Here is a 23,692-nt window from a genome sequence, read left to right as displayed (position 1 = left end):
TCGGGGGATCCTCTTATGAGTTCGCGCTTCGGACCCGACTCCTCGCTCCACCAGGTCCTCTCGTGGATCGCCGCCCTCGTCCTCGCGAACCTCGCATTCTCCGTCCTCGCGGTTCCGGTCGTCACCGCGGGGGCGGGACTTCTGGTGACGGCGGTCGTGTCCGCCCGTCTCATCGAATCCGAGTCGACGGCGCTGCTCCCGGCGCTCGACGCGGCGGTGAGGCGGGCGGGCCCGGCCGCCTGCCTGCTCCTCCTCGGCGAGGCCGTTCTCGCCCTCCTCCTCGCGTGGGAGTGGACGGCGGCGACCCGCCTCGCGAATCCCACGATCGAGATCGTCGCGAAGGCGGTCCTCGTCTTCGTCGCGCTCGTCCTCCTCGTCGTCCACGTGTGGGTGTGGCCGATGACGGCGTACCGCCTCATCGAGAGGGGGTCCGTCTCGGTGCGCGACCTCCCCGTCCTCGTGCGCGCCTCGCTCCTCGTCGGCATGGCGAAGCTCCCTCGGACGATCCTCCCTCTCCTCGTCGCGATCGGCCCCTTCGCCCTCGCCGCCGTCTCGCTCCCCTGGGCGATCCGCGTCGGGTTCTGGTTCCTCGTGTTCGGGGTCGCGTTCTCCACCTACGTCTGCGTCCTCGCCGCCCGCCCGGTGCTCCGTCCGGCGATTTCGGGGGACGAGGCCGGGGCGGCGCGCCCGCAGGCCGACTGATCGACGCCCTCTCCCCCTCGGGAGCCTCGATGCCGTAGAATTTCGGCGTGCCGAAACACGAGCGTCGAACCGCGGGGGGCGCGCGCCTCATCCCCCTCCTCGGACCCGCCTTCGTCGCCGCGGTCGCCTACGTCGACCCGGGCAACGTCGCCGCGAACATCACCGCCGGCGCCCGCTACGGCTACCTCCTCGTGTGGGTGCTCGTCGCGTCGAACCTCGCGGCGATGCTCGTCCAATACGAGAGCGCGAAACTCGGCCTCGTCACCGGGAAGTCCCTCCCGGCCCTCCTCGGAGAGCGGCTCGGACGGCCCGCCCGCCTCGCATTCTGGTTCCAGGCCGAGGTCGTCGCCGCCGCGACCGACCTCGCCGAGGTCATCGGCGGCGCCGTCGCCCTCCACCTCCTCTTCGGCCTCCCCCTCCTTCCCGGGGGACTCATCATCGGCGCGGTCTCGACGCTGCTCCTCCTCTGGCAGGACGAGGGACGGCAGAGGCGGTTCGAGATGATCGTCGTCGCCCTCCTCCTCGTCATCACGATCGGCTTCCTCGCGGGCCTTGTCGTCTCCCCGCCGGACCCGGCGGGCGTCGCTTCCGGCCTCCTCCCGCGCTTCGCCGGACCGGACTCCGTCCTCGTCGCCGCCTCGATGCTCGGCGCGACGGTGATGCCGCACGCCGTCTACCTCCACTCCTCCCTCGTCAACGACCACCACGACGCGCTCCCCTCGCGCGAGCGCCTCCCGCAGCTTCTGAGGGCGACGCGCATCGACATCGTGTGGGCGCTCGGCCTCGCGGGCCTCGTCAACATCGGCCTGCTCCTCGTCGCGGCCTCCGCCCTCCACGGCGTCGCGGGCACCGACACGATCGAGGGCGCCCACGCCGCGATCGCGCACGCCCTCGGGCCGGCGGTCGGGACGATCTTCGCGATCGGGCTCCTCGCCTCCGGGCTCGCCTCCACCTCCGTCGGCGCCTACGCCGGATCGGAGATCATGGCGGGCCTCCTCCACGCGAAGATCCCGCTCCTCGTCCGCCGCCTCATCACCCTCGTGCCCGCCCTTATCATCCTCGCGCTCGGAGCGGAGCCCACCTGGGCGCTCGTCGTCTCCCAGGTCGTCCTCTCCTTCGGGATCCCCTTCGCGATCATCCCGCTGATGAGCCTCACCCGGAACCGAGAGCTCATGGGCGACGAGGCCGATGGGACGGCGACGCGAATCGCCTCCACGCTCGTCGCCGCCCTCATCGTCGGGCTCAACGTCGTCCTCCTGTGGCTCACCCTCGCGCCATTGCTCTCCTGAAACCCCTCCTCGACTCCGCACCTTCGCACCATCGCGCCTTCGCGCCTCCGGATCCACTGCCCGCACGCCCTCACCGAGAGCATCACGTTCGCGCGTCGAGGGGATCTCCCCGCCCGTTGGACGCACCGCCCCGGCCTCGTCGATCCGAGGACCGGAAGGCGAACCGACGGCCGAACGCGAAAGGGCCCTCCCGGAACGATCCGGAAGGGCCCCGACGAGTGCGACGCGCCTACTTGCGGTGCGCCTCCTCATACTCGTCCATGAGGGAGATGCGGCGCTGGTGGCGCTCGTCCTCGGAGAAGGGGGTCTCGAGGAAGGCGTCGATGAAGGCGAGGCACTCCTCGACGGTGTGCTGGCGGGCGCCGACCGAGACGACGTTCGCGTTGTTGTGCTCGCGGGCGAGGCGCGCCGTCGAGTCGTTCCACACGAGCGCCGCGCGGACGCCCTTCACGCGATTGGCGGCCATCTGCTCGCCGTTGCCCGAACCGCCGATGACCACGCCGAGCGAGCCGGGCTCGGCGACGACGGCCTCGGCCGCCTCGAGGCAGAACGGCGAGTAGTCGTCGAGGGAGTCGTATTCGTGTGCGCCGTGGTCGACGACGTCGTAGCCGGCCTCGCGCAGGTGGGCGACGACCTGCTCCTTGAGTTCGTAGCCGGCGTGATCGGTTCCGATGTGAACGCGCATTGATGCCCTTCCTTGGGTGACGATTTCGATCAGCCCCTCCAGTATGACACCCGTCACGACCTCAGGGAGCGGGGCGAACGGCCCACGACGAGGGCGGAGCGCGTTCGTCGGATGGGCGCGCGCCCTGCTAGACTGGCCGACCGTCGGCCCCGATAGCTCAGTGGATAGAGCGTTCGCCTCCGGAGCGAAAGGTCGCAGGTTCGAATCCTGTTCGGGGCACCGAGTGAAGTCCTCGGGCGTGCTCCACGCGCTCGGGAACTTCGTTGTCCGCGCCGGCCGCAGACGCCCAACGGCTCATGCCCCCTCCCCCTCCATCTCCACCCCAACCGCTCCAACGCCACCCCAAATCCCATTGGGGTGCCGTTACGACCAGAAACGCCCCCTCCCCCTCCACCCCAACCGCTCCAACGGCACCTCAAATCCCATTAGGGTGCCGTTGATCGCGCCGCCCACGAGCCTTCTCCCTCTCACGCGCGGTCAGAGCGCGAAGGGCAGGACCACGGCGACGACGACGAGCGCGAGGAGGCCGATCGCGAGCGCCAGCCCGCCCGGATGCCCGACATTGAGCGTCATCCCGACGCCCGCGCGCTTGGGGACGAGGAGCCGAGAGTCCGCCGGATTCGAATAGACGAGCCCGCCGAGCCAGTGCGCGTCGTCGTCCGACTCCGCCCCGTCCGTCCCAGCCGCCTCGCGCCGACCGAGGCGCAGCGACGCGACGATCAGCCAGGCGAGGACGAGCGCGATCGGGACGAGGGAGACGATGAGCACGGCGGTCCCCGCTCGCTCCGCCCGGAAGAACGGGAGGAGCGAGACGAGCGCGAAGACGAGCGCCATCGCGAAGGCGAGGGGACCCATTGCCCGCTCCCCCAGGCGCGTGCGGGCCGCCTGACGCGGATCGAGCCCGGCCGCGGACCGGCGCACCGCCCAGGCGACGAGCCCGAGGAGAGCCAGTAGCCCCGTTCCGACGAGCAGCGAACCGGCGACCGCGAGCGGCGTTTTCGCCGTCCACGCGTCGGCGACGCCATTCGCGCCCCAGTGCGTGGGGAACGGATCGGGCAGGGCCGCGTAGTTCGCGAAGAGGACGACGCCGGAGACGAGGAGGACGATGAGCGCGGCCCCGAACCAGAGAAGCGTTCCGATCGCGGGTGCGCGGTCGGGCGCACGCCCCGAGCCCCCGCGCGAAGAGTCTTCACCGCGGGCCCGGGCGCTTCGGTCTGCCCGACGCCCTTCCCGTCCGACGCCGCCAGGACGACGAACGTCCGCACGGGCCGCACTGCCCGGCCCGGCGAACCAGGAGCCCCTCCTCTTCGCCTCGACGACGCCCCGCCTCGCCCTCGTCCAGAGGAGAAGGGAGGCGGCGAGCTGAGCGAAGAGGAGGAGGACGTACCAGCGCCCGAGACCCTCGCCTCCGGTCGCAGCGCCGAGGGCGAGGACCGCCCCGAAGACCGCGAGCGCGAGGACGAGGCACCCGATCCTCCAGGTCCGAAGAGCGCGACGGACCGCGGGATCCCCGAGCCGATCGGCGGGAACCGCCGCGCCGAGTGGCCGCGAACGATCGGAGAGCTCGGGGACGACGGCGAGGACGAGCCCGAAGAGGAGCGAGGACACTCCGAGGACGAGAGCGACGCGCATCGCGGCTGCCTTTCGCGGGGCGGGCGCCCCTCGCCGTCACGCTATACCCGCGCGGTCCCGCCGGCGCGAGGATCGCGGGTGCATGAGGTCGGCGTCGACTTGGGGGCCGTGGCGCGGTCCCGCCGGCGCGGGGATCGCGGACGAGGCCGGGGCCGGGCGCCCGCGACGGGAGGAGATTGGGACGGACGCCCCCACCGGGGACGAGGAGGCGGCGGTACCCTGACGGAAGTCCCGCGCAGATCGCGCGCCGCTTCGTCGACGGACAGGAATCCCATGACCTTCCAGTGGTGGTCGCTCCTCCCCTTCGCCGCGATGCTCGCCTGCATCGCGCTCCTCCCGATCATCCCGGCGACGGAGCACTGGTGGGAGAAGCGGAGCAGCCAGCTCCTCGTCGCGCTCGTCCTCGGCATCCCGACGTCGCTCTTCATGCTCTCCATGGCGGGGACCGGGGCGCTCGTCGCCACGGCGATCGAGTACCTCCAGTTCATCGCGCTCCTCTTCGCGCTCTTCGTCATCTCCGGCGGCGTCCACCTCGAGGGCGACATCCGGGCGACGCCGCGGAACAACACGATCTTCCTCGCGATCGGCGGCGTCCTCGCGTCCTTCATCGGGACGACGGGCGCCGCGATGCTCCTCATCCGACCGCTCCTCGCGACGAACAAGGAGCGCGAGCACCGCGTCCACACGGTCCTCTTCACGATCTTCGTCGTCGCGAACTGCGGCGGCCTCCTCACCCCGCTCGGCGACCCGCCCCTCTTCCTCGGATTCCTGCGCGGCGTGCCCTTCCTCTGGACGCTGCGCCTCTGGAAGGAGTGGCTCTTCGTCCTCGTCCTGCTCCTCGGCACGTACTATTCGATCGACTCGGTCCGCTACGCCTCGGAGTCGAAGGCCGACATCGCGCGCGACTCCGCCGAGATCACGCCGCTGCGCCTGCGCGGGCGCCTCAACCTCCTCCTCTTCGCCGTCGTCATCATCGCCGTCGCGTTCATCCCCTCGTGGGACGGCGAGCTCGTCGCCGCCGGGGAGGCCCACGGCGCCGAACTCGTCCCCTGGCGCGAGCTCGTCATGCTCGCCGCCGCGGCGATCTCCTACCGGATCGGGGACAAGAAGGTCCGCTTCGAGGAGAACGCCTTCACCTGGGGGCCGATCGCCGAGGTCGCCACGCTGTTCATCGGCATCTTCGCGACGATGGCCCCGGCGCTGCGCTACCTCGAGCAGGTCGCCCCCTCGCTCCCCCTCAACCGCGTCACCTTCTTCCTCTTCACCGGGTCGCTCTCCTCGGTCCTCGACAACGCGCCGACCTACGCGACCTTCTTCGAGATGGGCAAGGCGCTCGGCGGCGAGGGGACGCTCGTCGCGGGAGTCCCCGAGTACTTCCTCGTCCCGATCGCGCTCGGCGCGGTCCTCTGCGGCGCGATCACCTACATCGGCAACGGTCCGAACTTCATGGTGAAGTCGGTCGCCGACGCCGACGGCGTCCCGATGCCGAGCTTCGGCGGATACGTCGTCCGCGCCTTCGAATTCCTCGTCCCGATCCTCGCCGCGATGTGCCTCCTCTTCATCGCGGAGTCGACGATCTCCCACGTCTGCGGACTCCTCGTCACCGCGGCGCTCATCGCTCTCGCGGCCTACCGCGTCGTCAAGGCGCGCGGCCTCGAAGCGGCGAGGGCCTCGGAGGAGTAGCGGCGGGCCGCGAAGGCGCGGCCTTCGGACCGACGACGAAGCGGGGCGCTCAATCGCGCGGCAGTTGGCGCCCCGTCTCGCCGGGCGCCGCGGGCTCCTCCCACAGGCCGCGCTCGGCGAGCAGATCGCGAACGAGGCGCGGCTTGTTCGTCACGAGGCCGTCGACTCCGAGTCCGACGAGGGCGAGGACCTCCTCCGGCTCGTCGACGGTCCACACGTGGACCGCGAGTCCGGCGGTGTGGGCGGCGGCGACGAAGCGGCGGTCGACGACGGTGAGCAGCCCGTAGGTCACGGGCACCTGCGCGGCGACGACGCCCTGATGGGCGCCGGGGACGCGCCAAAGCTTTGGAGCGGTCGCAGTCTTCGCGGCGGCGACGAGCCGGACGACGGCGTCGACGCCGATCGAAGTCGCGACGCGGGCGCCGGTCCGCTCGCGGATCCAGCGCAGTCGCGACTCGGAGAAGGACGCGAGGACGACGCGATCGAGCGCCGAGTGCTCCTCGAGGACCTTGAGGAGCGGACCCTCGACGCCGGCGGCCTTCGCATCGATGTTGAAGTACATGTCGGGGAACGCCTCGAGGGCCTGCGCGAGGAGCGCCATCGGGTGGCCCTGGGAGTCCCGGAGCCGCGAGATCTCGCGCCAGGTGAGATCGGCGATCGCCCCGGTTCCGTCGAAGCAGCGGTCGACGGTCGGGTCGTGGCTGATGACGACGTATCCGTCGGCGGTGAGGTGGACGTCGGTCTCGATATGCCGGATGCCGAGGCGGTGGGCGCTGGCGAAGGCCTCGAGGGAGTTCTCCGACGCCTCCTCGTCGCCGCCCCGATGGGCGAGGACGAGCGGGCCGACGCGCGAGGAGACGGGCATCATGAGCAGGCCTGTTCGCCGATGTAGATCGCGTTCTCGTCCGCGAGCCAGGCCTGCGGATCGACGGGCTGATCGTTGGAGTCGTGGACCTCGAAGTGAAGGTGCGGGCCGGTCGACCAGCCGTTCGAGCCGACGGCGCCGATCCTCTGCCCGGCCTCGACCGTCTGCCCCTCCTTCACGAGGATCTCGTTCATGTACTGGTGGAGGTACATCGTGTAGAAGACCGAGCCGTCGTCTCGCGTGTGCTTGATCTTCACGAGGGCGCCCGAGTGCGAATTCTCCGAGACCTCGACGACGACGCCGGAGTAGACCGAATGGATGGGCGTGCCCATCGGGGCGGACATGTCGATGCCCTCGTGCATGAGGAGTTGCCCCGAGATCGGCGAGACGCGCATGGAGAAGGGCGAGGTGATCTCGAAGGAGCCCTGCGGGAGCGGCCAGTAGATGGTCGTCGGATCGACGGTGACGGCGCGGTCGCCGTTCGCCGACTCGCCCGACGGAAGGCAGGTGGTGAGCGTGAGGGGCGCGCGCACGCGGGCGCGCGAGGCGGCGGTCTGCGAGCCCTCAAGCGCCGTCGAGGCGGCGAGGACCTCGCCGTTCGCCCAGGAGGACCCGGCGACGGCGCCGGGGGCTCGGGCCGGGAGTTCGACGGAGGAGTTCGCGCCGACGAACCCGGAGAGCGGGACGGCGACGGTCATCGCGGCGAGGGAGGCGAGGAGTCCGACTTTGAGGGCGCCGCGCCGGTTGGGGCGGGGGGCGCGCGACGGAGCCTGTTCGCGGTGCTCGGCTTCGACGCGGGAGCGCAGTTCTCGACGCGACGGGTACGGGCACGCGGGCTGCTGGTCGGACAAGCCGTTCTCCTCGACATCGACGCTCTTCGCGGCCGAACGGCCGCACCGCCCTCGAAAATACACCGAAGCGGGCACGGCCTGCCAGGTGTTGACAGGCTTCGGGCCCGGGATCACATCCTCAGCGGTCCTCGTCCCTCTCCCGCGCGAGATCGTCGCGCTGGAGGGAGTCGCGGACCTCGCCGACGAGCTCCTCGAGGACGTCCTCGAGGAAGAGCACGCCGAGGACCTCCCCGAGATCATCGGCGACGAGGGCGCAGTGGGAGCCGGTCCGCTGCATGTGGCGCAGCGCGTCCTCGACCTCGTCGCCCGCGTGGACCGTGCCCATGCGCCGGATGCGCCAGGGAGTCACCGGTTCCTCGCGCTCGGCGGCGTCCGCGTAGAGGACGTCCTTGAGGTGGAGGTAGCCGATGATCGCGCCGGTCTCATCGACGATCGGGAAGCGGGAGAAGCCGGTGACCGCGACCTCGCGCTCGACGCGCGCCGGCGTCGTGTCGGCGGGCAGGACGACGAGGTCGTCGAGGGGGACCATCGCCGACCCCGCGGTCTCCTCGGAGAACTCGAGGGTGCCGGTCAGGAGTCCGAGGTCGTCGCTCAGCGTGCCCTCGGCGGCGCTGAGCTCGACGATCGAGGCGACCTCCTCGGCGGTGAAGGTCGCGGCGATCTCCGCCTTCGGCTCGACTCCGCGCAGGCGGAGGAACCAGTTCGCCATCGCGTCCATCGCGTGGATGATCGGGCGGACGACGTGGCCGATCGCGACGAGGGGCGGGGCGAGGAGGAGGAGCATCCGCGCCGGGTTCGCGATCGAGACGTTCTTCGGGACCATCTCGCCGAAGACGACGTGGAGGAAGAGGACGAGGGTGAGGGCGAGGGCGAAGCCGACGACGTGGCTCGTCGAGGGCGGGGCGCCGATGCTCTCGAGGGGGGCCTCGACGAGGCGCGCGATGGCGGGTTCGGCGACGACGCCGAGGGTCGTCGAGGCGACCGTGACGCCGAGCTGGCAGATCGCGAGCATGAGGGAGACGTGCTCGAGGGCGTGCAGCGCCTGCGCGGAGCCGCGGGCGTCCTCGGCGCGCAGAGGCTCGATCTGGGATCGACGGGTCGAGGTCGTCGCGAACTCGCCGGCGACGAAGAAGGCGTTGAGGGCGAGGAGGAGGACGGTGATCCCGAGGCCCCAGGCGGCGTTCACAGCTCGACCTCCTCGTCGTCGGCCTCGGGGGGCGGGACGATCGCGATGAGGGTGATCCGCCGGCCCTGCATGGCGACGACCTCGAGGCTCGAGCCCTGCGCCCACGCGGTGTCGCCGACCTGGGCGACGCGCCCGAGCTCGGACATGACGAGTCCGGCGATCGTGTCGTAGGCGCCGTCCTCGGGGAGGGCCACGCCCGTCCGCTCGAAGAGCTCGTCGGGGCGGAGCGTTCCCGGGACGAGGAGCGCGCCGTCCGCGCGCGTGCGGATTCCGAGGCGGCGGCCGTCGTGCTCGTCGGAGACCTCGCCGACGATCTCCTCGACGACGTCCTCCAGGGTGACGACGCCGGAGACCCCGCCGTACTCGTCGACGACGACCGCCATTTGAAGCCCCTCGTCGCGGAGCTGGACCATGAGCGGCCCGATCGGCGCGGTCTCGGGAACCGACGGCGCGTCGGCCATGAGGGACACGGAGACGACGGGGACCTCCGCGCGCCGTTCGAAGGGAACGGCGATCGCGCGGCGCAGGGAGACGATGCCGACGATGTCGTCGAGGTCCTCCCCGATGACGGGGAAGCGCGAGTGCCCGGTCTCGTGGGAGAGGGCGACGACGTCGGCGGCGGAGGCGTCGGAGTCGAGGACGTGCAGGCGCCCCCGGTCCGTCATGACGTCGACGGCCGTGAGCTCGGAGATCCTGATCGAGTTCGTGAGGAGGGAGGCGGTCGAGGTGTCGATCGTCCCCTCCTGGGCGCTGTGACGGACCATCGCGGCGAGCTCGGAGGCCGAACGCGCCGAGGAGATCTCCTCCTGGGGCTCGATCCCGAGGAGGCGCAGGACGGCGTTCGCCGTCCCGTTGAGGACGACGATGATCGGAGTGACGAGGGTCGTGAAGACCGTCTGGAAGGGGACCACCATTCCGGCGGTCCGCAGCGGGTGCGCGAGGGCGAGGTTCTTCGGGACGAGCTCGCCGAAGAGCATGGAGAAGGCGTTGACGAGGATCGCGGCGACGATCGCGGCGGCGCCCGCCGCGATCGCCTCGGCCGCGCCGACGCTCCCGAGGCCGTCGGCGAGGAGTTCGGCGAGGGCGGCCTGAGTCGTGTAGCCGAGGAGGATCGTCGTCAGCGTGATACCAACCTGCGCGCCGCTCAGCTGCGTCGAGAGCGAGCGGGTCGCCTTGAGGACTCCGGCGGCCGACTTGTCGCCGGCGCTCGCGCGCTTCTCGACGACCGCCTGGTCGAGGGCGACGAGGGAGAACTCCGCGGAGACGAAGACGAAGGTGCCGGCGGTGAGGAGCACGCCCAGCGCGAGCATGAGGAGATCAACGAGCACGTCGACTCCTCGGGGCGCGCGGTCGGATCGGGCGGTGAAGGGGCTCTCGGCCCGTACTGTCGTCGTCCATCGTCCCCTCAGTCTAGTCGGGGTCCTCCGCCCTCGGCGCGGCGAATCCGCGATGCGGTGGGGCGCGTCCGCGCGCCGGAAGAACGCCGGGCCGCCCTCGGAACGGCGGTCGGTGCACCCCGTTCCCCCAGTGCGCCCCCGCAACGGGTCAAGGAGGGGTCTCCGAACTTCAGGCGCGGACCAAGTTTCCGTCCGACCTCGATCGAATCTCCACCAAGTCGGGCCTAAAGGCCCATGCCGGTTCTACACTTGCCGCGTTGGTTCGATGGCGAGCGGAAAAGGAGGCCGAGGTGGCGCCTTCCAACGGAGACCGACCCGGTGCGGAGAGCTGGTACGTGGAGAGGATGCGCGAGGCCTACGCGGCGGACCCGAATTCCGTCGACGCCTCCTGGAGGCAGTACTTCGCGACCGAATCCGCTCCCCCTCAGCTGCGCGCCTCGCGCCCGCCGGTTCCCGTCTCCGAGCCGCCCGAGGGCTTCGTCGCGCCCTCGCCCGCCGCCGAGCCCGCCGCCCCCGCTCCGGCGGCGCGCGAATCCGCCGAGGCGCCCGCGGCCCCCGTTCACGCCTACGCGCCGGCCGCGACCTCACCCCACGTCCACGGAACCGAGACCTTCGGCGAGCCGAAGACCGTTGTCGTCGCCGCGGACGCCGCCTTCGAGGAGGACGCGCACGAGGAGCCGACGACGAACGTCGAGTCGGTCACCCGCTCCGACCTGCCGCCCGCCCCGCCCTCGCGAATCGCCGAGGCAACCTCCCCCTACACGCGCCAGATGCACGGGCACGCCGCCGCCGCCCGCAGCGCCGACGCGCGCACCAAGGACGAGCTCCACGTCCTCAAGGGCGTCGCCCGCGCGACCGCCCGCAACATGGACGAGTCGATCTCCGTCCCCACCGCGACCTCGCAGCGCCAGGTCCCCGCGAAGCTCCTCATCGAGAACCGTGCGCTCCTCAACGCCCACCTCGCCCGCACGATCGGCGGCAAGGTCTCCTTCACGCACCTCATCGGCTACGCCCTCGTCGAGGCCCTCTGCGAGATGCCCGACCTCAACGTCCGCTACGAGACCGAGGGAACGAAGGCGGCGATCCACCGCCTCGCCCACGTCGGATTCGGACTCGCGATCGACGTGAAGAACAAGAACGGCGAGCGGTCCCTCATGGTCCCCGTCATCCACGAGGCCGACACTCTCACCTTCATGGAGTTCGTCGACGCCTACCAGGACCTCGTCAACCGCGCCCGCAAGGGCGACCTCGGGACCGCGGACTTCCAGGGCGCGACCGTCACCCTCACCAACCCCGGCACCCTCGGGACGACGACCTCGGTCCCGCGCCTCATGAAGGGGCAGGGCGTCATCATCGGCGTCGGGACGACCGACTACCCGGCCGAGTACCGGGGCGTGTCGCCGCGCAAGCTCGCGGCGATGGGCATCGGGAAGGTCATGTACCTGTCCTCGACCTACGACCACCGCATCATCCAGGGCGCGGCCTCCGGCCAGTTCCTCGGCCTCATCGACAAGAAGCTCTCCGGCCTCGACGGCTTCTACGAGCGCGTCTTCGCCTCGCTCCACGTCCCCCACTACCCCTACGCGTGGGAGGCCGACCACGAGTACGACCCCGAGCGCGAGAAGGGCAAGCCGGCGCGCATCGCCGAGATCATCCACGCCTACCGCTCGCGCGGCCACCTCGCCGCCGACACCGACCCGCTCGCCTACCGGGTTCGGCGCCACCCCGACCTCGACATCACCCGCTACGGCCTCTCCGTGTGGGACCTCGACAGGCCCTTCCCCACCGGCGGCTTCGGCGGCCAGGACCAGATGGTCCTGCGCGACATCCTCGCCCGCCTGCGCGACACGTACACGCGCTCCGTCGGCATCGAGTACATGCACATCCAGGACCCCGAGCAGCGCACCTGGGTCCAGCGGCGCATCGAGCTCCCCTACGAGGTGCCCGAGCCCGCCGAGCAGCGCCGGATCCTCCAGACGCTCATCCGCGCCGAGGCCTTCGAGGAGTTCCTCCAGACGAAGTTCGTCGGCCAGAAGCGCTTCTCCCTCGAGGGCGGCGAATCCCTCATCCCGATGCTCGACGAGCTCCTCGCCCGCTCGGCCCGCGAGGGCGTCCACGAGGTCGCGATCGGCATGGCGCACCGCGGGCGCCTCAACGTCCTCGCGAACATCGCCGGCAAGTCGTACGCCCAGATCTTCTCCGAGTTCGAGGGCAACCAGGACAAGTCGACCGTCCAGGGCTCGGGCGACGTCAAGTACCACCTCGGCACCTGGGGCGTGTACTCCCTCGAGGACGGCGTCGCGACCAAGGTCTACATGGGAGCCAACCCCTCGCACCTCGAGGCCGCCGACGGCGTCCTCGAGGGCATCGTCCGCGCGAAGCAGGAGCAGCTCGGCGACCCCGACCTCCCGATCATCCCGGTGCTCATCCACGGCGATGCCGCCTTCATCGGCCAGGGAGTCGTCCAAGAGACGCTCAACATGAGCCAGCTCACCGGCTACAAGACCGGCGGCACGATCCACATCATCGTCAACAACCAGATCGGCTTCACCACCGGGCCGACCTCGGGCCGCTCGACCCGCTACCCGACCGATCTCGCGAAGGGCCTCCAGGTCCCGATCCTCCACGTCAACGGCGACGACCCCGAGGCCGTCGTCCGCGTCGCGAGCCTCGCCTTCGAGTACCGGCAGACCTTCCACAAGGACGTCATCATCGACATGGTGTGCTACCGCCGCCGCGGGCACAACGAGGGCGACGACCCGTCGATGACCCAGCCGGTGATGTACGCGCTCATCAACCGCATCCCCTCGACGCGCGCCGTCTACGTCCGCAACCTCGTCGGCCGCGGCCAGCTCACCGAGGACGAGGCCCGCGCCTCGACCGCCGAGTACGAGGACGAGCTCTCCCGCATCCTCGGCGAGACCCGTGAGAAGGGCTGGCGCCCCGAGAAGCGCGAGGAGGAGTCCGACTGGGTGATGCCCGAGTCGCAGCTCCCCGGCCAGGGCATGATGATCGGCTGGCAGACCGCGACCTCGACCGAAGAGATCCGCCGCATCGGCGACGCCCACGTCGCCTACCCCGCCGGATTCACCCCGCACCCGAAGATGGCGCAGCTGTGCGAGCGCCGCCGCGAGATGGCCTACGGGAAGCGCCCGATCGACTGGGGCTTCGGCGAGCTCCTCGCCTTCGGCACGCTCCTCATGGAGGGCACCCCGATCCGCCTGTCCGGCGAGGACGCGCGCCGCGCGACCTTCGTCCAACGCCACGCGGTCCTCCACGACCACGTCGACGGCCGCGAATTCACGCCCCTCCAGTTCCTCACGGAGAACCAGGCGCAGTTCGACGTCTTCGACTCGCCGCTCTCCGAATACGCGGTCCTCGCCTTCGACTACGGCTACTCGGTCGAGCGCCCCGACGCCCTCACGATCTGGGAGGCGCAGTTCGGCGACTTCGCGAACGGCGCGCAGACGGTTATCGACGAGTTCATCTGCTCGGCCGAGCAGAAGTGGGGCCAGCGCTCCTCGCTCGTCATGCTCCTCCCCCACGGCTACGAGGGTCAGGGCCCCGATCACTCGTCGGCCCGCATCGAGCGCTACCTCCAGCTCGCCGCCGAGGACAACATGTGGATCGTCCAGCCGTCGACCCCGGCGAACCACTTCCACATGCTGCGCCGCCAGGCGTACACGCGCCCGCGCAAGCCGCTCATCGCGATCTCCCCGAAGCAGCTCCTCCGGCTCTCCGCCGCGACCTCGTCGGTCGAGGAGTTCACCTCCGGCGCCTTCCGCCCGGTGATCGGCGAGGTCGACGCCGCGATCGATCCGGCGTCGGTGACGCGCGTCCTCCTGTGCACCGGTCGCGTCTACTATGACCTGGTGAGAGAGCGCGAGGCGCGCGGCGATCGCTCGACGGCGATCGTCCGGCTCGAGCAGCTCTACCCGCTCCCCGAGGCCGAGATCCGCGAGGTTCTCGCCGCGTACCCCGCGGCCGAGCTCCTCTGGGTCCAGGACGAGCCGAAGAATCAGGGCGCGTGGGCGTTCCTCGCTCTCAACATGTTCATGGAGTGGTCGACGCCGGTCCGCCTCGTCTCGAGGCCCGAATCGGCGACGACCGCGGCCGGACGCGCGTCGCTGCACAAGGAGCAGAACGCCGACTTGCTCGCGCGCGCGTTCGACCGCTGACCGAAGGGGTCGACATGCGACTGTGCGTCGTCGGCGACGAGCTCGTCGCCGGTGCCGGGGATCCGCGCGGACTCGGATGGGTCGGGCGCGTCGTCGCGCGGTCCGAGTTCCCCGATCCGCCGACCGTGATGGCCCTCGGGATGCCCGGCGAGACGACGCGCGCCCTGTCGACCCGCTGGGAGGCCGAGGTCTCCCCGAGGCTCGCCTCGGGGGGCCCGCGCGGCCTCCTCATCGGGGTCGGCGCCGCCGACGTCAAGGCGGGCGCGAGCTCGGCGCGCTCGCGCCTCAACCTCGCGAACGTCACCGACCGGGCGACGACCCTCGGCATCCCCTGCTTCGTCGTCGGACCGCCTCCGCTCGCGGGCGCCGATCAGCAGGCGGTGAAGGAGCTCTCGCGCTCGTGCGCGGAGGTCTGCCAGCGCCGCGGTCTTCCCTTCGTCGACACGTACACGCCGCTCGTCTCCCACGACCAGTGGTTCGAGGACATGGCCGCCTCGCGCGCCCGCACCTCGGACGGGCTCACGCTGCCCGGCCAGTCGGGGTACGCGCTCATCGCGTGGCTCGTCCTCCACTGCGGGTGGTACGAGTGGACGGGCGCGACGCCGAGAGACTGACCCTCCCGCAGCGCCGTCATCGGTCACAAGGTCATCCGTCTGTCGCCGGTCGCGCGACGCCCGGGCGCTCCGAAGGCATTCCCCTCCCCTCACCGAGAGCATCACCTTTCTCCGTCGAGGGGATGCGCGAGACCACGCGCGACAGCACGGCGGGGACGCGCGCCGCGGGCAGGGCCGGGTAGGCCTCGGGCGTCTGCAGGACCGCGGAACGCGGTCCGAAGCGGGCGGGGCCCGGCCCGCGGCGGGCGGGCGGGCCGGCCCCGTCCTCGCGCGCCCTTCTCGAACCGCCCGCTCGGGCGGACGCCCTTCCGACGCGCCCGAACCGATGCCTACAGTGGTCCCGTGTCCGCCGCGTATCTCGTCGTCGTCGTGCTCCTCGTCCTCGCGCCCGGGGCCGACTTCACGCTCATCGTCCGCAACACCCTCGCCAGGGGCCGCGCCTTCGGCATGGCGACGACGCTCGGCGTCGTCGCGGCCGCCGCCCTCCAGGGGTTTGCGGCCTCCGTCGGGCTCGCGACGCTCATCGTGTCCGTGCGCCCGCTCTTCCTCGCGATCAAGTGGGCGGGCATCGTCTACCTCGCCTGGCTCGCCGTCTCGATGCTCCGCTCGGCGTTCCGCGGCGAGGAGAAGGGGGACGTCCCCGAGACTCCGCAGGGCGCGCGGGCGTCGATCGGATTCGGACAGGGCTTCCTCTGCAACATCCTCAATCCGAAGGTCCTCGTCTTCTACATCGCGCTCCTCGCCCAGTTCGTCCCCGAGAGCTCGCCGTGGTGGGTCTGGCTCGCCTACGCGTGGGTCCACCCGCTCGTCACGCTCGCCTGGTCGGGGCTCGTCGTCGGCGCCGTCGGGTTCCTCGGGGCGTGGTTCGAGCGCCGCACGGTCCGCCGGGTCTTCGACGGGGTGTGCGGGGGCGTCCTCGGAGGGTTCGCCGCGGTCCTCGCCCTCGAGAACTGAGGGTCCCGCCCTCGTCGATCGGAAACGGGAAATGCCCGGAGGCTTGGCCTCCGGGCATTCTTCGCGACTACGGCTCAGGCGTTGGGACGCTTGCCGTGGTTCGCGCCGTGCTTGCGACGATCGCGACGCTTACGGCCCTTCTTCGACATTTCGTTCTCCTCACGGGTCTGACTCGACCCGGACAGTCTTCCACACATCGCCCGCCGAGGCCAACAACGCGCGGCCCCTGGCGACGGACGTCACTCGTCGGTCGGCGCGGCGCCCGAGGCCGCGAGCGCGCGGGCGATCCGGTCCTCCAGATCCGCGGGAACGGCCTCGTCGAAGCAGGTTCGCATGACGGCGCGCAGGTGCCGCTCCGCCTCGAGGAGGTCCGTGCAGTGCGCGCAGCCGGTCGCGTGCGCGAGGAGGAGGACCCGCTCGTGCGCCCCGGGGCCGGCGGTCCCGTCCTCGTCGAGAATCGCCCGCCGCTCCTCGCACTCCTCACAATCGACGAGGGCGAAGAGCGCCTCGCGCACCTCGTCGCAGCCATAAGTCTCAGGCATCGCGTTCTCCTCCGATCCCGTACTCGGCCGCCACCTGGGCGAGCGAGCGCCGCAGCGCGGCTCTGCCCCGGTGGAGGCGCGACATCACCGTTCCGATGGGGATGTCGAGCGTCCGGGCGATCTCCTTGTAGCTGAGGGAGTCGACGTCCGCGAGGACGACGACCATCCGCTGCTCCTCCGACAACTCGTCGAGCGCGCGCTTCACCTGCTCGGTCGGCATGGCCGCGAGCGCCTCGACCTCCGCGGACCTCAGTCCGACCGCGTCGTGGGAGGCGGCCTCGGCGAGCTGCCAGTCCTCGACCTGCTCCGTCGACGCCCGCGAGGGGACGCGCTTCGCCTTGCGGTAGTGGGAGATGTAGGTGTTCGTGAGGATCCGGAAGAGCCAGGCCTTGATGTTCGTCCCCGGCTCGAACTGGTGGAACTTCGAGTACGCCTTGAGGTAGGTCTCCTGGACGAGGTCCTCTGCGTCCGCGCGATTGCGGGTCATGCCGAGCGCCGCGCCGAAGAGTCGGCCGGCGAGCGGGAGGGCCTCGGCGGCGAAGCGCGCGTCGATCGCGCCGCGCTCGGCGTCGGCCCCGGTGCTCGTGTCCTCGTTCATCGCCCTCCAGCGTAGACGCAGGGCGAGGGGGCGCAGGCGCGCGCGGGACGGGCGGCGGGCGGATCGCCCGCGCCGCCTCGGGGTCGCCGTGCGCGCGTTCATGCCGGTGCAACGGCTCGGGCGCGGGCGCTATTCCGCCGAATCGGATGATTGTGGTCGACGAAACACCGGGGGAGTCCGACAATGGAGGGCATGAACATCCTTCGCCTCGTCGCTCGTCCGCTTCTCGCGGCGCCGTTCATCGTCGACGGCGTCTCCGCGCTTCGCTCCCCGCGCGATCACGTCGACCGCGCGAAGGTCGTGCTCCCCCTCCTCGAGAAGGTCGCGCCCGAGGCCGAGATCGATGAGGAGGACCTCACCCTCGCGACCCGCGCCCTCGGCGGCGTCGCCGTCGCCTCCGGCGTCTGCTTCGCCCTCGGCCGCGCCCCACGAGCCGCCGCCTCCGTCCTCGCCGGGATCGCCGTCCCGATGGCGCTCGTCAACGCGCCGGTGTGGACCGCGCGCTCGAAGACCGAGCGCCGCGAGCTGGTGTCCGATCTCGTGCGCCGCCTCGCCCTCGTCGGCGGGCTCGGGATCGCCGCGGCCGACCGCGTCGGCGAGCCCTCCGCCGCCTGGAGGGTCGCGAACTGGCGCGCCCAGCGCGGCCGCATCGCCGAGGTCCGGGCCGAGGAGCGCCGCCGCCTCCTCGCCGCGGGCTCGGCCGAATGACGGTCGACTGGTCGGCGCCCGCGAGCCCCGGCCCGCTCGACGCGTCGGTCGAGATCCCCGGTTCCAAGTCCCAGACGGCCCGCGCCCTCTACCTCGCCGCCGTCGCCCAGGGCCCCTCGGTCCTGCGCGGCGTCCTCGATTCGCGCGACACCCGGCTGTTCATCGCGGCCCTCCGCGCCTTCGGCGCGCGCATCGACGTCGAGGGGACGACCGCGCGCGTCGCCCCGCTCGATCCGGCGCGCATTCCCGGCGGCGCCGTCGACTGCGGCCTCGCCGGGACGGTGATGCGCTTCCTCCCGCCGCTCGCGGCCCTTTCCTCCTCCCCGATCCGCTTCGACGGCGACGAGGCCGCCCGCGTCCGCCCGCTCTCCCCGCTCCTCGACGCCCTCTCCCTCCTCGGCGCGCGCATCGAGTACGAGGGCGAATTCGGCTTCCTCCCCTTCACGATCACCGGCCCCCTGCGCGCGCCCGACACCGGGCTCATCGAGGTCGACGCCTCGGCCTCGTCGCAGTTCCTCTCCGCGTTGCTCCTCGTCGCCCCGCTTCTCGCGCGTCCCGCGTCCGGCGCGCCGCTCGTCGTGCGCGCGCCCGGCCGGGTCGTCTCCCTCCCCCACGTCGAGATGACGCTCGCCGCGCTGCGCGCCCGGGGCGTCGACGTCTCGCCGCTCGTCCCCGAGTCCGGCGCTCCCGGCGCTCCCGGCGCGATCGACGAGGGCGGGGCCCGTGCCTGGCAGATCGTCCCCGGCGTCCCCGCCGCGCTCGACGAGACGATCGAGCCCGATCTGTCGAACGCCGGCCCCTTCCTCGCCGCCGCGATGACGTGCGGCGGACGGGTCCGCATCCCGAACTGGCCGACCGCGTCGACCCAGGCGGGCGACGCGTGGCGCGAGATCCTCCCCGCGATGGGCGGAACCGTGAGTCGCGAGGGCGCCGGCCTCGTCGTCTCAGGCCCCGGGATCGGCGCGATCCGCGGCATCGACCTCGACATGTCGCGCATCGGGGAGCTCGCCCCCACGGTCGCTGCGCTCGCCGCCCTCGCGAACGGGCCCTCGCTCCTCACCGGCATCGCCCACCTGCGCGGACACGAAACCGACCGACTCGCCGCCCTCGCGACCGAGCTGCGCGCCGCGGGCGCCGACGTCGACGAACTGCCCGACGGCCTCGCGATCCGGCCGGGCGCCCTCGTCGCCGCCCGCCACCGGGCCTACGGCGACCATCGGATGGCGACCTTCGCCGCGATCCTCGGGCTCGCCGCCCCCGGAACGACCCTCGACGACATCGCGTCGACCTCGAAGACCCTCCCCGACTTCCCCGCCATGTGGGACCGTCTGCTCGGACGGGGGGCGGCCTCGTGACCCGGGACATCGGCACCGACGATCCGCGCGTGCGCGTGAGGGCGGGCAGAAGTTCTCGCCCCCGGACGAAGGTGCGCCCCGACCGCTCGAAGGAGCCGATCGGTCGCGTCATCGCGATCGACCGCGGACGCTACCGCGTGCGCCTCGAGGACTCGGGGATCGAGGTCAACGCCGTCCGCGCGAAGGAGCTCAAACGAGGCGCGGTGATCATGGGCGACCGCGTCCGCGTCACCGGCGACCTCTCGGGGCGCGTCGACACGCTCGCCCGCATCGTCGCCGTCGAGGAGCGCACGACCGTTCTGCGCCGCTCCCTCGAGGACGCCCCCGACCTCAAGGGCGAGAAGGCGATCGTCGCGAACGCCGAGCTCATGTGCATCGTCGTCGCCCTCGCCGACCCGCCGCCGCGCACCGGCATGATCGACCGATGCCTCGTCGCCGCCTACGAGGCGGGGATGACGCCCCTCCTCTGCCTGACGAAGTCCGACCTCGCCGACCCGTCGGAGATCCTCGCCGCCTACGCCCCCTTCGGCCTCGCGACCGTCGTCGCGCGCGCCGACACCGGAGAGGGGATCGACGAGCTGCGCGACGCGCTCGCGGGACGCTTCTCCGTCCTCGTCGGCCACTCGGGAGTCGGGAAGTCGACGCTCCTCAATGCGCTCGTGCCGGGCGCCGACCGCGCCGTCGGCCGCGTCAACGACGTCACCGGTCGCGGCAGGCACACCTCGACCTCCTCGCAGGCCTTCGCCCTGCCGAGCGGCGGGTGGATCGTCGACACGCCGGGCGTCCGCTCCTTCGGCCTCGGGCATGTGTCCGTCGAAGACGTCCTCGGCGTCTTCCCCGAGGTCGAGGACGCGACCGACTACTGCCTCCCCCTCTGCTCGCACGCCGAGTCCGAGCCGAGCTGCGCGATCGACGCGTGGAGGCGCGGCGAGGACCCCTTCGAGAGCATCGACGAGGGCGAGGCCGCCGCCCGGTCGAAGGCGGCCGCATCGGTGCGGCGTCTGCTCGAGGCCGTCGCGACCGCCGAGGCAGCCTCGAAAGCGGCCCGCTGAGCCGAAGGCGGCCCGCCGAAACGCGCCCCTGCGTCTGCGGCGCTTCTCCCGCAAATCCGCACGCAGTTTCGGCGCTTCTTCGGTGCGCTCTGGACGGGCACCGAAAGAAAGCGCAGGTCACAGCCTCGCCCGATCGACGCCGACGGAGAAACTGTGTGTGTTTCTGCGGGCGGGATCCCGGGACGCATCCCCTCGACGGACGAAGGTAATGGGCGGTTTCAGGTGGTGAGTGCAACGCCTTGAGTGTGTGGGGTGGTTGCTGTGGGTTTTCGTTGTTCTGAGGCGGTTCGCCGCCAGGTGTTGGATCTGCTGATTGAGAGTGTGCCGGTTAGGCAGGTGCATTTGCGGGTGGGTGTCGCGGTGTGCACGATCCGCAAGTGGGCCAAAGATTGGGGCATGACGTTTCGTGTGGGTTCGCGAGGCGGGTGGGTGGGCAGTGCGCCCGCCGACCCTGTGGAGGGGCTGGTCAGCGGGGTCGGGCATGGGGCCCGGTTGACGATCGGGGGCCGCCAGCTCATCGAGTACTTGCACGGTCAGGGGATGAGCATGCGGGGGATCGCCCGCGAGCTTGGGGTGGCGGCCTCGACGGTGAAGCGGGAGTTGGATCGTGGGGGCGGCCAGTATCGGGCGGTACGCGCTCATGAGGAGGCTGCCGGGAGGCGGGCTCGTCCCAAGCCGTTCAAGCTGGAGGATCCTCGGCTGCGCGCCTTCGTGGTCGCCAAGCTTAACGAGCACTGGTCGCCTGAGCAGATCTCGCGGGCCTGGGCGTGTGGGGACAATAGGGGGGTGACGATCAGCCCGGAGACGATCTATCAGGCCCTGTATGTGCATGGGCGCGGCGCGTTGCGTCAAGAGCTCAAGGTGGAAAAGGCGTTGCGGTCGGGGCGCACGCGTCGCCTGGCGCGTTCGCCGCTGGCTCTGGCGCGCTCGAAGGGGAAGTCGTGGGTGGAGGGCGCCAGGATCGTGGACCGGCCCCAAGAGGTGGAAGGACGCCAGGTTCCGGGCCATTGGGAGGGGGATCTGATCGTGGGGGCGAACAACAAGAGCGCCGCGATCACCCTGGTGGAACGCACCACGGGCTACCTGCTCGTCCGGCCCCTGCCAGCGTGCCACGACACGGCAAGTGTGATCGACGTGCTCGCCGACATGATCAGCCCTTTCCCGCTCACGCTTCGCGAGACGATCACGTGGGACCAGGGAGGGGAGATGGCGAACGCGAAAGACCTGACCAGCCGGACCAAAACGAAGGTGTATTTCGCCGACCCGCATTCGCCCTGGCAGCGCGGGTCCAACGAGAACACCAACGGCCTGTTGCGCGACTACTTCCCTAAAGGCACCGACCTGAACGACTATCCCCCAGAAGCATTCGCCGAGGCCGAACGCCAACTCAACACCCGACCCCGCAAACGCCACGGCTGGAAAACACCCGCCGAACTCATGCAAAAATTACTCGACGACAACGCCGTTGCACTCACCGCCTGAAACCGCCATGCTTTCGGCGCGCGAAGGTGATGCTCTCGTCGAGGGGAGGTCAGCGGAACCAGAGGATCCGGCCGACGTTCTGGTAGAGCGCCTTGCGGACGTGCGCGGGAACGAGCCGGTAGCCGCCGCGGACGACGATGTTCTTCAGCTCCTGGGCGCGCGAGGTGAGCCCGGCGTTCGCGAGGAGGCGCTGGAGCGCGACCTCGGACTTGAACATCTGGAGGCCGCCGCGCCGCTTGTAGGCGCCGTCGCCGATCCGGTAGAGGACCAGTGGCTCCTGGACGTTGCAGCACGGGATGCCGGTCGCGACCATCCGCGCGAACAGCCAGTAGTCCTCCATGTGGTCGACGTGCTCGTACCCGCCGGCCTGGGCGACCGCCGACTTCGTGTAGACGACCGTCGGATGGTTGAAGGGGTCGCGCTTCGTGATCGTCTCGCGGATCTCCCGGGTGCCGAGCGGCATGCGGCGAACGAGTCCGCGCTCGTCCTCGTCGACCTCGAACTCGGCGATCGCCGAGCCGACGAGCTCGAACCCCTCCTCGACGAGGGGCAGCTGCATGGCGAACCGGTGCGGGAGGGAGATGTCGTCGGCGTCCGCGCGGGCGACGACGTCGTACTCGCAGACGGCGAGCCCCTCGTTGAGGGCGTTCGACAGGCCCCGGTTCGTCGGGATCCGCACGACGCGCACGGGGATCCCGCCGGTGAGGTCGTCGCGCTCGCCGGCCTCGGCGGCCGCCAGCACCTCGTCGACGCCCGGGGCGACCGGCCCGTCGCAGACGAGGACGATGAGCGAGGCGCGGCGCGTCTGATCGGCGCCGATCGAGCGGAGCGAGCGCTCGAAGAACTCCGGGGCGTCGCCCTTCCACACGGGAAGGAGGACGGCGAAGTCGAGGGGCGCGTCGGAGCGGCGGGGCATCCGCCCCATGGGGGCGCCGGCCTCGAGGACCGCCGACTGGCGGCCGACGGGCGTGTCCCAGAGGATCTCGGCCGTCGGGCGCGGCGTGCGCGAGCCCTGGACGAGGCCGTCGCGCAGGTCGCGCAGCCGGTCGGAGCGCGACTCGGAGCCGGCGATCATCCGGACCCAGCGGAGCAGCGTGGCCCCGCCGAAGACCGTTGTGTCGAGGGGGCCGAGCGCCCGCGAGCGCGAGAACGCCCACACCTTGTTGCGGACCTCGTTGAAGAAGCGCGGACCCGGGTCGACGTCCGTCGAGTTCGCGAAGGCGCGGGTGCGGTGCTCGACGCGCGCGGCGTCGACGTAGAGGCCGACGCGGTGGCGCAGGAGGCGCGCCGTGTACTCGAAGTCGTCGTTCCACAGGAAGTAGTCGGCGACCGGAAGGCCCTCCTCGCGGATCGCCCGCGCGTCGATGAGGACGGCGACGAAGGACGAGGTGCGGATCTGCTTGGCTCCGACGCGCGCGGCCCTCTCGCGCAGAGCGGGGTCGATGAGGAAGCGCTCGCGCGGCGTGTTCATCGGATGCTCGCGCCCGTCGATCCAATCGGCGCGGCATGCGAGGAGGGCGGGCTGGCCCGGGTAGGCGTCTCGGGCTCTCAGGAGCTCTTCGAGGGCGGTCGGCGAAGGAACGGTGTCGTCGTCCATCAGCCAGACGAAGTCCGCGCCCCGCGCGATCGCCCGGGAGATACCGGCCGCGAAGCCGCCGGCCCCGCCGAGGTTCTCCGGCATCCGGACGAGGTCGGTGACGACCCCGTGGGAATCGGCGATGTCCGCCGACCCGTCGGTCGAGGCGTTGTCGATGACGACGACGTCGTCGAGCGGCCGCGTCTGCGCGGCCAGCGCGTCGAGCGTGTCGCGCAGCATGGACGCGCGGTTGTAGGCCACCACCACGGCCGCGATCGATGCGTGCGTCATGCGGTTCAGGGTATCGGCTCGCGCCATCCGATTCGGGGCGCGCGGCCGCCAT

Annotated in this window: 20 protein-coding genes and 1 tRNA gene; 11 read left to right on the top strand and 10 right to left on the bottom strand. The window is 71.3% G+C overall.

Annotated elements, in window-relative coordinates; genetic code table 11:
* Positions 1 to 15 precede the first annotated feature (15 nt).
* Together DY157_RS02085 and DY157_RS02080 are read left to right on the top strand one after the other, a co-directional pair.
* Positions 16 to 702: a hypothetical protein gene (locus tag DY157_RS02085; RefSeq protein ID WP_115727008.1), complete on the top strand. Its 687-nt coding sequence runs from the start codon at positions 16 to 18 to the stop codon at positions 700 to 702.
* Between the two features lie 47 nt (positions 703 to 749).
* Positions 750 to 1,991: an Nramp family divalent metal transporter gene (locus tag DY157_RS02080; protein WP_115727007.1), complete on the top strand. Its 1,242-nt coding sequence runs from the start codon at positions 750 to 752 to the stop codon at positions 1,989 to 1,991.
* A 229-nt stretch (positions 1,992 to 2,220) separates the two neighbouring features.
* Here DY157_RS02080 and DY157_RS02075 read toward each other — a convergent pair whose 3' ends face one another.
* A complete protein-coding gene (locus DY157_RS02075; RefSeq protein WP_115727006.1) occupies positions 2,221 to 2,676 on the bottom strand; it encodes a ribose-5-phosphate isomerase in 456 nt (151 codons plus the stop codon).
* 146 nt (positions 2,677 to 2,822) lie between these two features.
* Between DY157_RS02075 and DY157_RS02070 the strand changes: the two genes are divergently transcribed.
* Positions 2,823 to 2,895 (top strand) — tRNA-Arg (locus DY157_RS02070).
* A gap of 258 nt (positions 2,896 to 3,153) precedes the next feature.
* Here DY157_RS02070 and DY157_RS02065 read toward each other — a convergent pair.
* Positions 3,154 to 4,308 (bottom strand): DUF5808 domain-containing protein, encoded by a 1,155-nt coding sequence (locus DY157_RS02065; protein WP_115727005.1) that lies wholly within the window; start codon positions 4,306 to 4,308, stop codon positions 3,154 to 3,156.
* A gap of 273 nt (positions 4,309 to 4,581) precedes the next feature.
* Between DY157_RS02065 and DY157_RS02060 the strand changes: the two genes are divergently transcribed.
* Positions 4,582 to 5,991 (top strand): sodium:proton antiporter, encoded by a 1,410-nt coding sequence (locus DY157_RS02060; RefSeq protein ID WP_115727004.1) that lies wholly within the window; start codon positions 4,582 to 4,584, stop codon positions 5,989 to 5,991.
* A gap of 49 nt (positions 5,992 to 6,040) precedes the next feature.
* Here the strand turns inward: DY157_RS02060 and DY157_RS02055 are convergent, their stop codons facing one another.
* The 4 genes from DY157_RS02055 to DY157_RS02040 form a co-directional block, all read right to left on the bottom strand.
* Positions 6,041 to 6,859, bottom strand: coding sequence for a glycerophosphodiester phosphodiesterase family protein (locus DY157_RS02055; protein WP_115727003.1), 819 nt, complete (start codon positions 6,857 to 6,859; stop codon positions 6,041 to 6,043).
* Complete coding sequence (locus DY157_RS02050; RefSeq protein ID WP_174232101.1) at positions 6,856 to 7,707, bottom strand: M23 family metallopeptidase; 852 nt, start codon at positions 7,705 to 7,707, stop codon at positions 6,856 to 6,858. The genes DY157_RS02055 and DY157_RS02050 overlap by 4 nt, the downstream gene beginning before the upstream one ends.
* Before the next feature lie 118 nt (positions 7,708 to 7,825).
* Positions 7,826 to 8,893 (bottom strand): hemolysin family protein, encoded by a 1,068-nt coding sequence (locus DY157_RS02045; RefSeq protein ID WP_115727001.1) that lies wholly within the window; start codon positions 8,891 to 8,893, stop codon positions 7,826 to 7,828.
* Positions 8,890 to 10,203, bottom strand: a complete 1,314-nt coding sequence (locus DY157_RS02040; protein WP_115727880.1) for a hemolysin family protein — start codon at positions 10,201 to 10,203, stop codon at positions 8,890 to 8,892. Before DY157_RS02040 ends, DY157_RS02045 begins: the two co-directional genes overlap by 4 nt.
* A gap of 431 nt (positions 10,204 to 10,634) precedes the next feature.
* On the opposite strand from DY157_RS02040, the gene DY157_RS02035 reads away from it, so the two are divergent.
* The 3 genes from DY157_RS02035 (at position 10,635) to DY157_RS02025 (ending at position 16,036) form a co-directional block, all read left to right on the top strand.
* Positions 10,635 to 14,468, top strand: a complete 3,834-nt coding sequence (locus tag DY157_RS02035) for a multifunctional oxoglutarate decarboxylase/oxoglutarate dehydrogenase thiamine pyrophosphate-binding subunit/dihydrolipoyllysine-residue succinyltransferase subunit (RefSeq protein WP_235827099.1) — start codon at positions 10,635 to 10,637, stop codon at positions 14,466 to 14,468.
* Positions 14,469 to 14,482: 14 nt separating this feature from the next.
* On the top strand, positions 14,483 to 15,082 hold the full coding sequence (locus DY157_RS02030) for a GDSL-type esterase/lipase family protein (RefSeq protein ID WP_115726999.1): 600 nt from the start codon (positions 14,483 to 14,485) through the stop codon (positions 15,080 to 15,082).
* Between the two features lie 342 nt (positions 15,083 to 15,424).
* A complete protein-coding gene (locus DY157_RS02025) occupies positions 15,425 to 16,036 on the top strand; it encodes a LysE family translocator (protein WP_160159407.1) in 612 nt (203 codons plus the stop codon).
* Between the two features lie 74 nt (positions 16,037 to 16,110).
* Here the strand turns inward: DY157_RS02025 and DY157_RS11955 are convergent, their stop codons facing one another.
* The 3 genes from DY157_RS11955 to DY157_RS02015 form a co-directional block, all read right to left on the bottom strand.
* Positions 16,111 to 16,185 carry a 50S ribosomal protein bL37 gene (locus tag DY157_RS11955; protein ID WP_380976188.1) on the bottom strand — a complete coding sequence of 25 codons (75 nt, stop codon included), beginning with the start codon at positions 16,183 to 16,185 and terminating at the stop codon, positions 16,111 to 16,113.
* A 90-nt stretch (positions 16,186 to 16,275) separates the two neighbouring features.
* The gene (locus DY157_RS02020; protein WP_160159406.1) at positions 16,276 to 16,578 is read right to left on the bottom strand and encodes an anti-sigma factor; all 303 of its coding nucleotides are present in this window, start codon (positions 16,576 to 16,578) and stop codon (positions 16,276 to 16,278) included.
* Positions 16,571 to 17,176, bottom strand: a complete 606-nt coding sequence (locus DY157_RS02015; protein ID WP_115726996.1) for a sigma-70 family RNA polymerase sigma factor — start codon at positions 17,174 to 17,176, stop codon at positions 16,571 to 16,573. Before DY157_RS02015 ends, DY157_RS02020 begins: the two co-directional genes overlap by 8 nt.
* Positions 17,177 to 17,368: 192 nt before the next feature.
* Here DY157_RS02015 and DY157_RS02010 point away from each other — a divergent pair, with 192 nt between their 5' ends.
* From DY157_RS02010 to DY157_RS01995, 4 genes are all read left to right on the top strand, one after another.
* Complete coding sequence (locus DY157_RS02010; protein ID WP_235827038.1) at positions 17,369 to 17,884, top strand: DoxX family membrane protein; 516 nt, start codon at positions 17,369 to 17,371, stop codon at positions 17,882 to 17,884.
* On the top strand, positions 17,881 to 19,239 hold the full coding sequence (gene aroA, locus DY157_RS02005; protein ID WP_115726994.1) for a 3-phosphoshikimate 1-carboxyvinyltransferase: 1,359 nt from the start codon (positions 17,881 to 17,883) through the stop codon (positions 19,237 to 19,239). The genes DY157_RS02010 and aroA overlap by 4 nt, the downstream gene beginning before the upstream one ends.
* Complete coding sequence (gene rsgA, locus DY157_RS02000) at positions 19,236 to 20,291, top strand: ribosome small subunit-dependent GTPase A (RefSeq protein WP_115726993.1); 1,056 nt, start codon at positions 19,236 to 19,238, stop codon at positions 20,289 to 20,291. Before aroA ends, rsgA begins: the two co-directional genes overlap by 4 nt.
* Before the next feature lie 300 nt (positions 20,292 to 20,591).
* Positions 20,592 to 21,773: an IS30 family transposase gene (locus tag DY157_RS01995; RefSeq protein WP_160159405.1), complete on the top strand. Its 1,182-nt coding sequence runs from the start codon at positions 20,592 to 20,594 to the stop codon at positions 21,771 to 21,773.
* Between the two features lie 49 nt (positions 21,774 to 21,822).
* Here the strand turns inward: DY157_RS01995 and DY157_RS01990 are convergent, their stop codons facing one another.
* On the bottom strand, positions 21,823 to 23,640 hold the full coding sequence (locus tag DY157_RS01990; protein WP_115727879.1) for a glycosyltransferase: 1,818 nt from the start codon (positions 23,638 to 23,640) through the stop codon (positions 21,823 to 21,825).
* Between the last annotated feature and the right edge of the window lie 52 nt (positions 23,641 to 23,692).

It is taken from the genome of Actinomyces culturomici, assembly GCF_900499005.1.
Lineage (GTDB): Bacteria > Actinomycetota > Actinomycetes > Actinomycetales > Actinomycetaceae > Pauljensenia > Pauljensenia culturomici.
The sequence above is the reverse complement of the archived record's forward strand: the minus strand, read 5'-3'. Positions and strand labels throughout refer to the sequence as shown.

Excerpts from the sequence above, each read along its gene's own strand:
- DY157_RS02085 (WP_115727008.1), top strand. The coding sequence starts at position 16 with ATGAGTTCGCGCTTCGGACCCGACTCCTCGCTCCACCAGGTCCTCTCG.
- DY157_RS02075 (WP_115727006.1), bottom strand. The coding sequence starts at position 2,676 with ATGCGCGTTCACATCGGAACCGATCACGCCGGCTACGAACTCAAGGAG.
- DY157_RS02065 (WP_115727005.1), bottom strand. The coding sequence starts at position 4,308 with ATGCGCGTCGCTCTCGTCCTCGGAGTGTCCTCGCTCCTCTTCGGGCTC.
- DY157_RS02060 (WP_115727004.1), top strand. The coding sequence starts at position 4,582 with ATGACCTTCCAGTGGTGGTCGCTCCTCCCCTTCGCCGCGATGCTCGCC.
- DY157_RS02055 (WP_115727003.1), bottom strand. The coding sequence starts at position 6,859 with ATGATGCCCGTCTCCTCGCGCGTCGGCCCGCTCGTCCTCGCCCATCGG.
- DY157_RS02040 (WP_115727880.1), bottom strand. The coding sequence starts at position 10,203 with ATGCTCGCGCTGGGCGTGCTCCTCACCGCCGGCACCTTCGTCTTCGTC.
- DY157_RS02035 (WP_235827099.1), top strand. The coding sequence starts at position 10,635 with ATGCGCGAGGCCTACGCGGCGGACCCGAATTCCGTCGACGCCTCCTGG.
- DY157_RS02030 (WP_115726999.1), top strand. The coding sequence starts at position 14,483 with ATGCGACTGTGCGTCGTCGGCGACGAGCTCGTCGCCGGTGCCGGGGAT.
- DY157_RS02020 (WP_160159406.1), bottom strand. The coding sequence starts at position 16,578 with ATGCCTGAGACTTATGGCTGCGACGAGGTGCGCGAGGCGCTCTTCGCC.
- DY157_RS02015 (WP_115726996.1), bottom strand. The coding sequence starts at position 17,176 with ATGAACGAGGACACGAGCACCGGGGCCGACGCCGAGCGCGGCGCGATC.
- DY157_RS02010 (WP_235827038.1), top strand. The coding sequence starts at position 17,369 with ATGAACATCCTTCGCCTCGTCGCTCGTCCGCTTCTCGCGGCGCCGTTC.
- aroA (WP_115726994.1), top strand. The coding sequence starts at position 17,881 with ATGACGGTCGACTGGTCGGCGCCCGCGAGCCCCGGCCCGCTCGACGCG.
- DY157_RS01990 (WP_115727879.1), bottom strand. The coding sequence starts at position 23,640 with ATGACGCACGCATCGATCGCGGCCGTGGTGGTGGCCTACAACCGCGCG.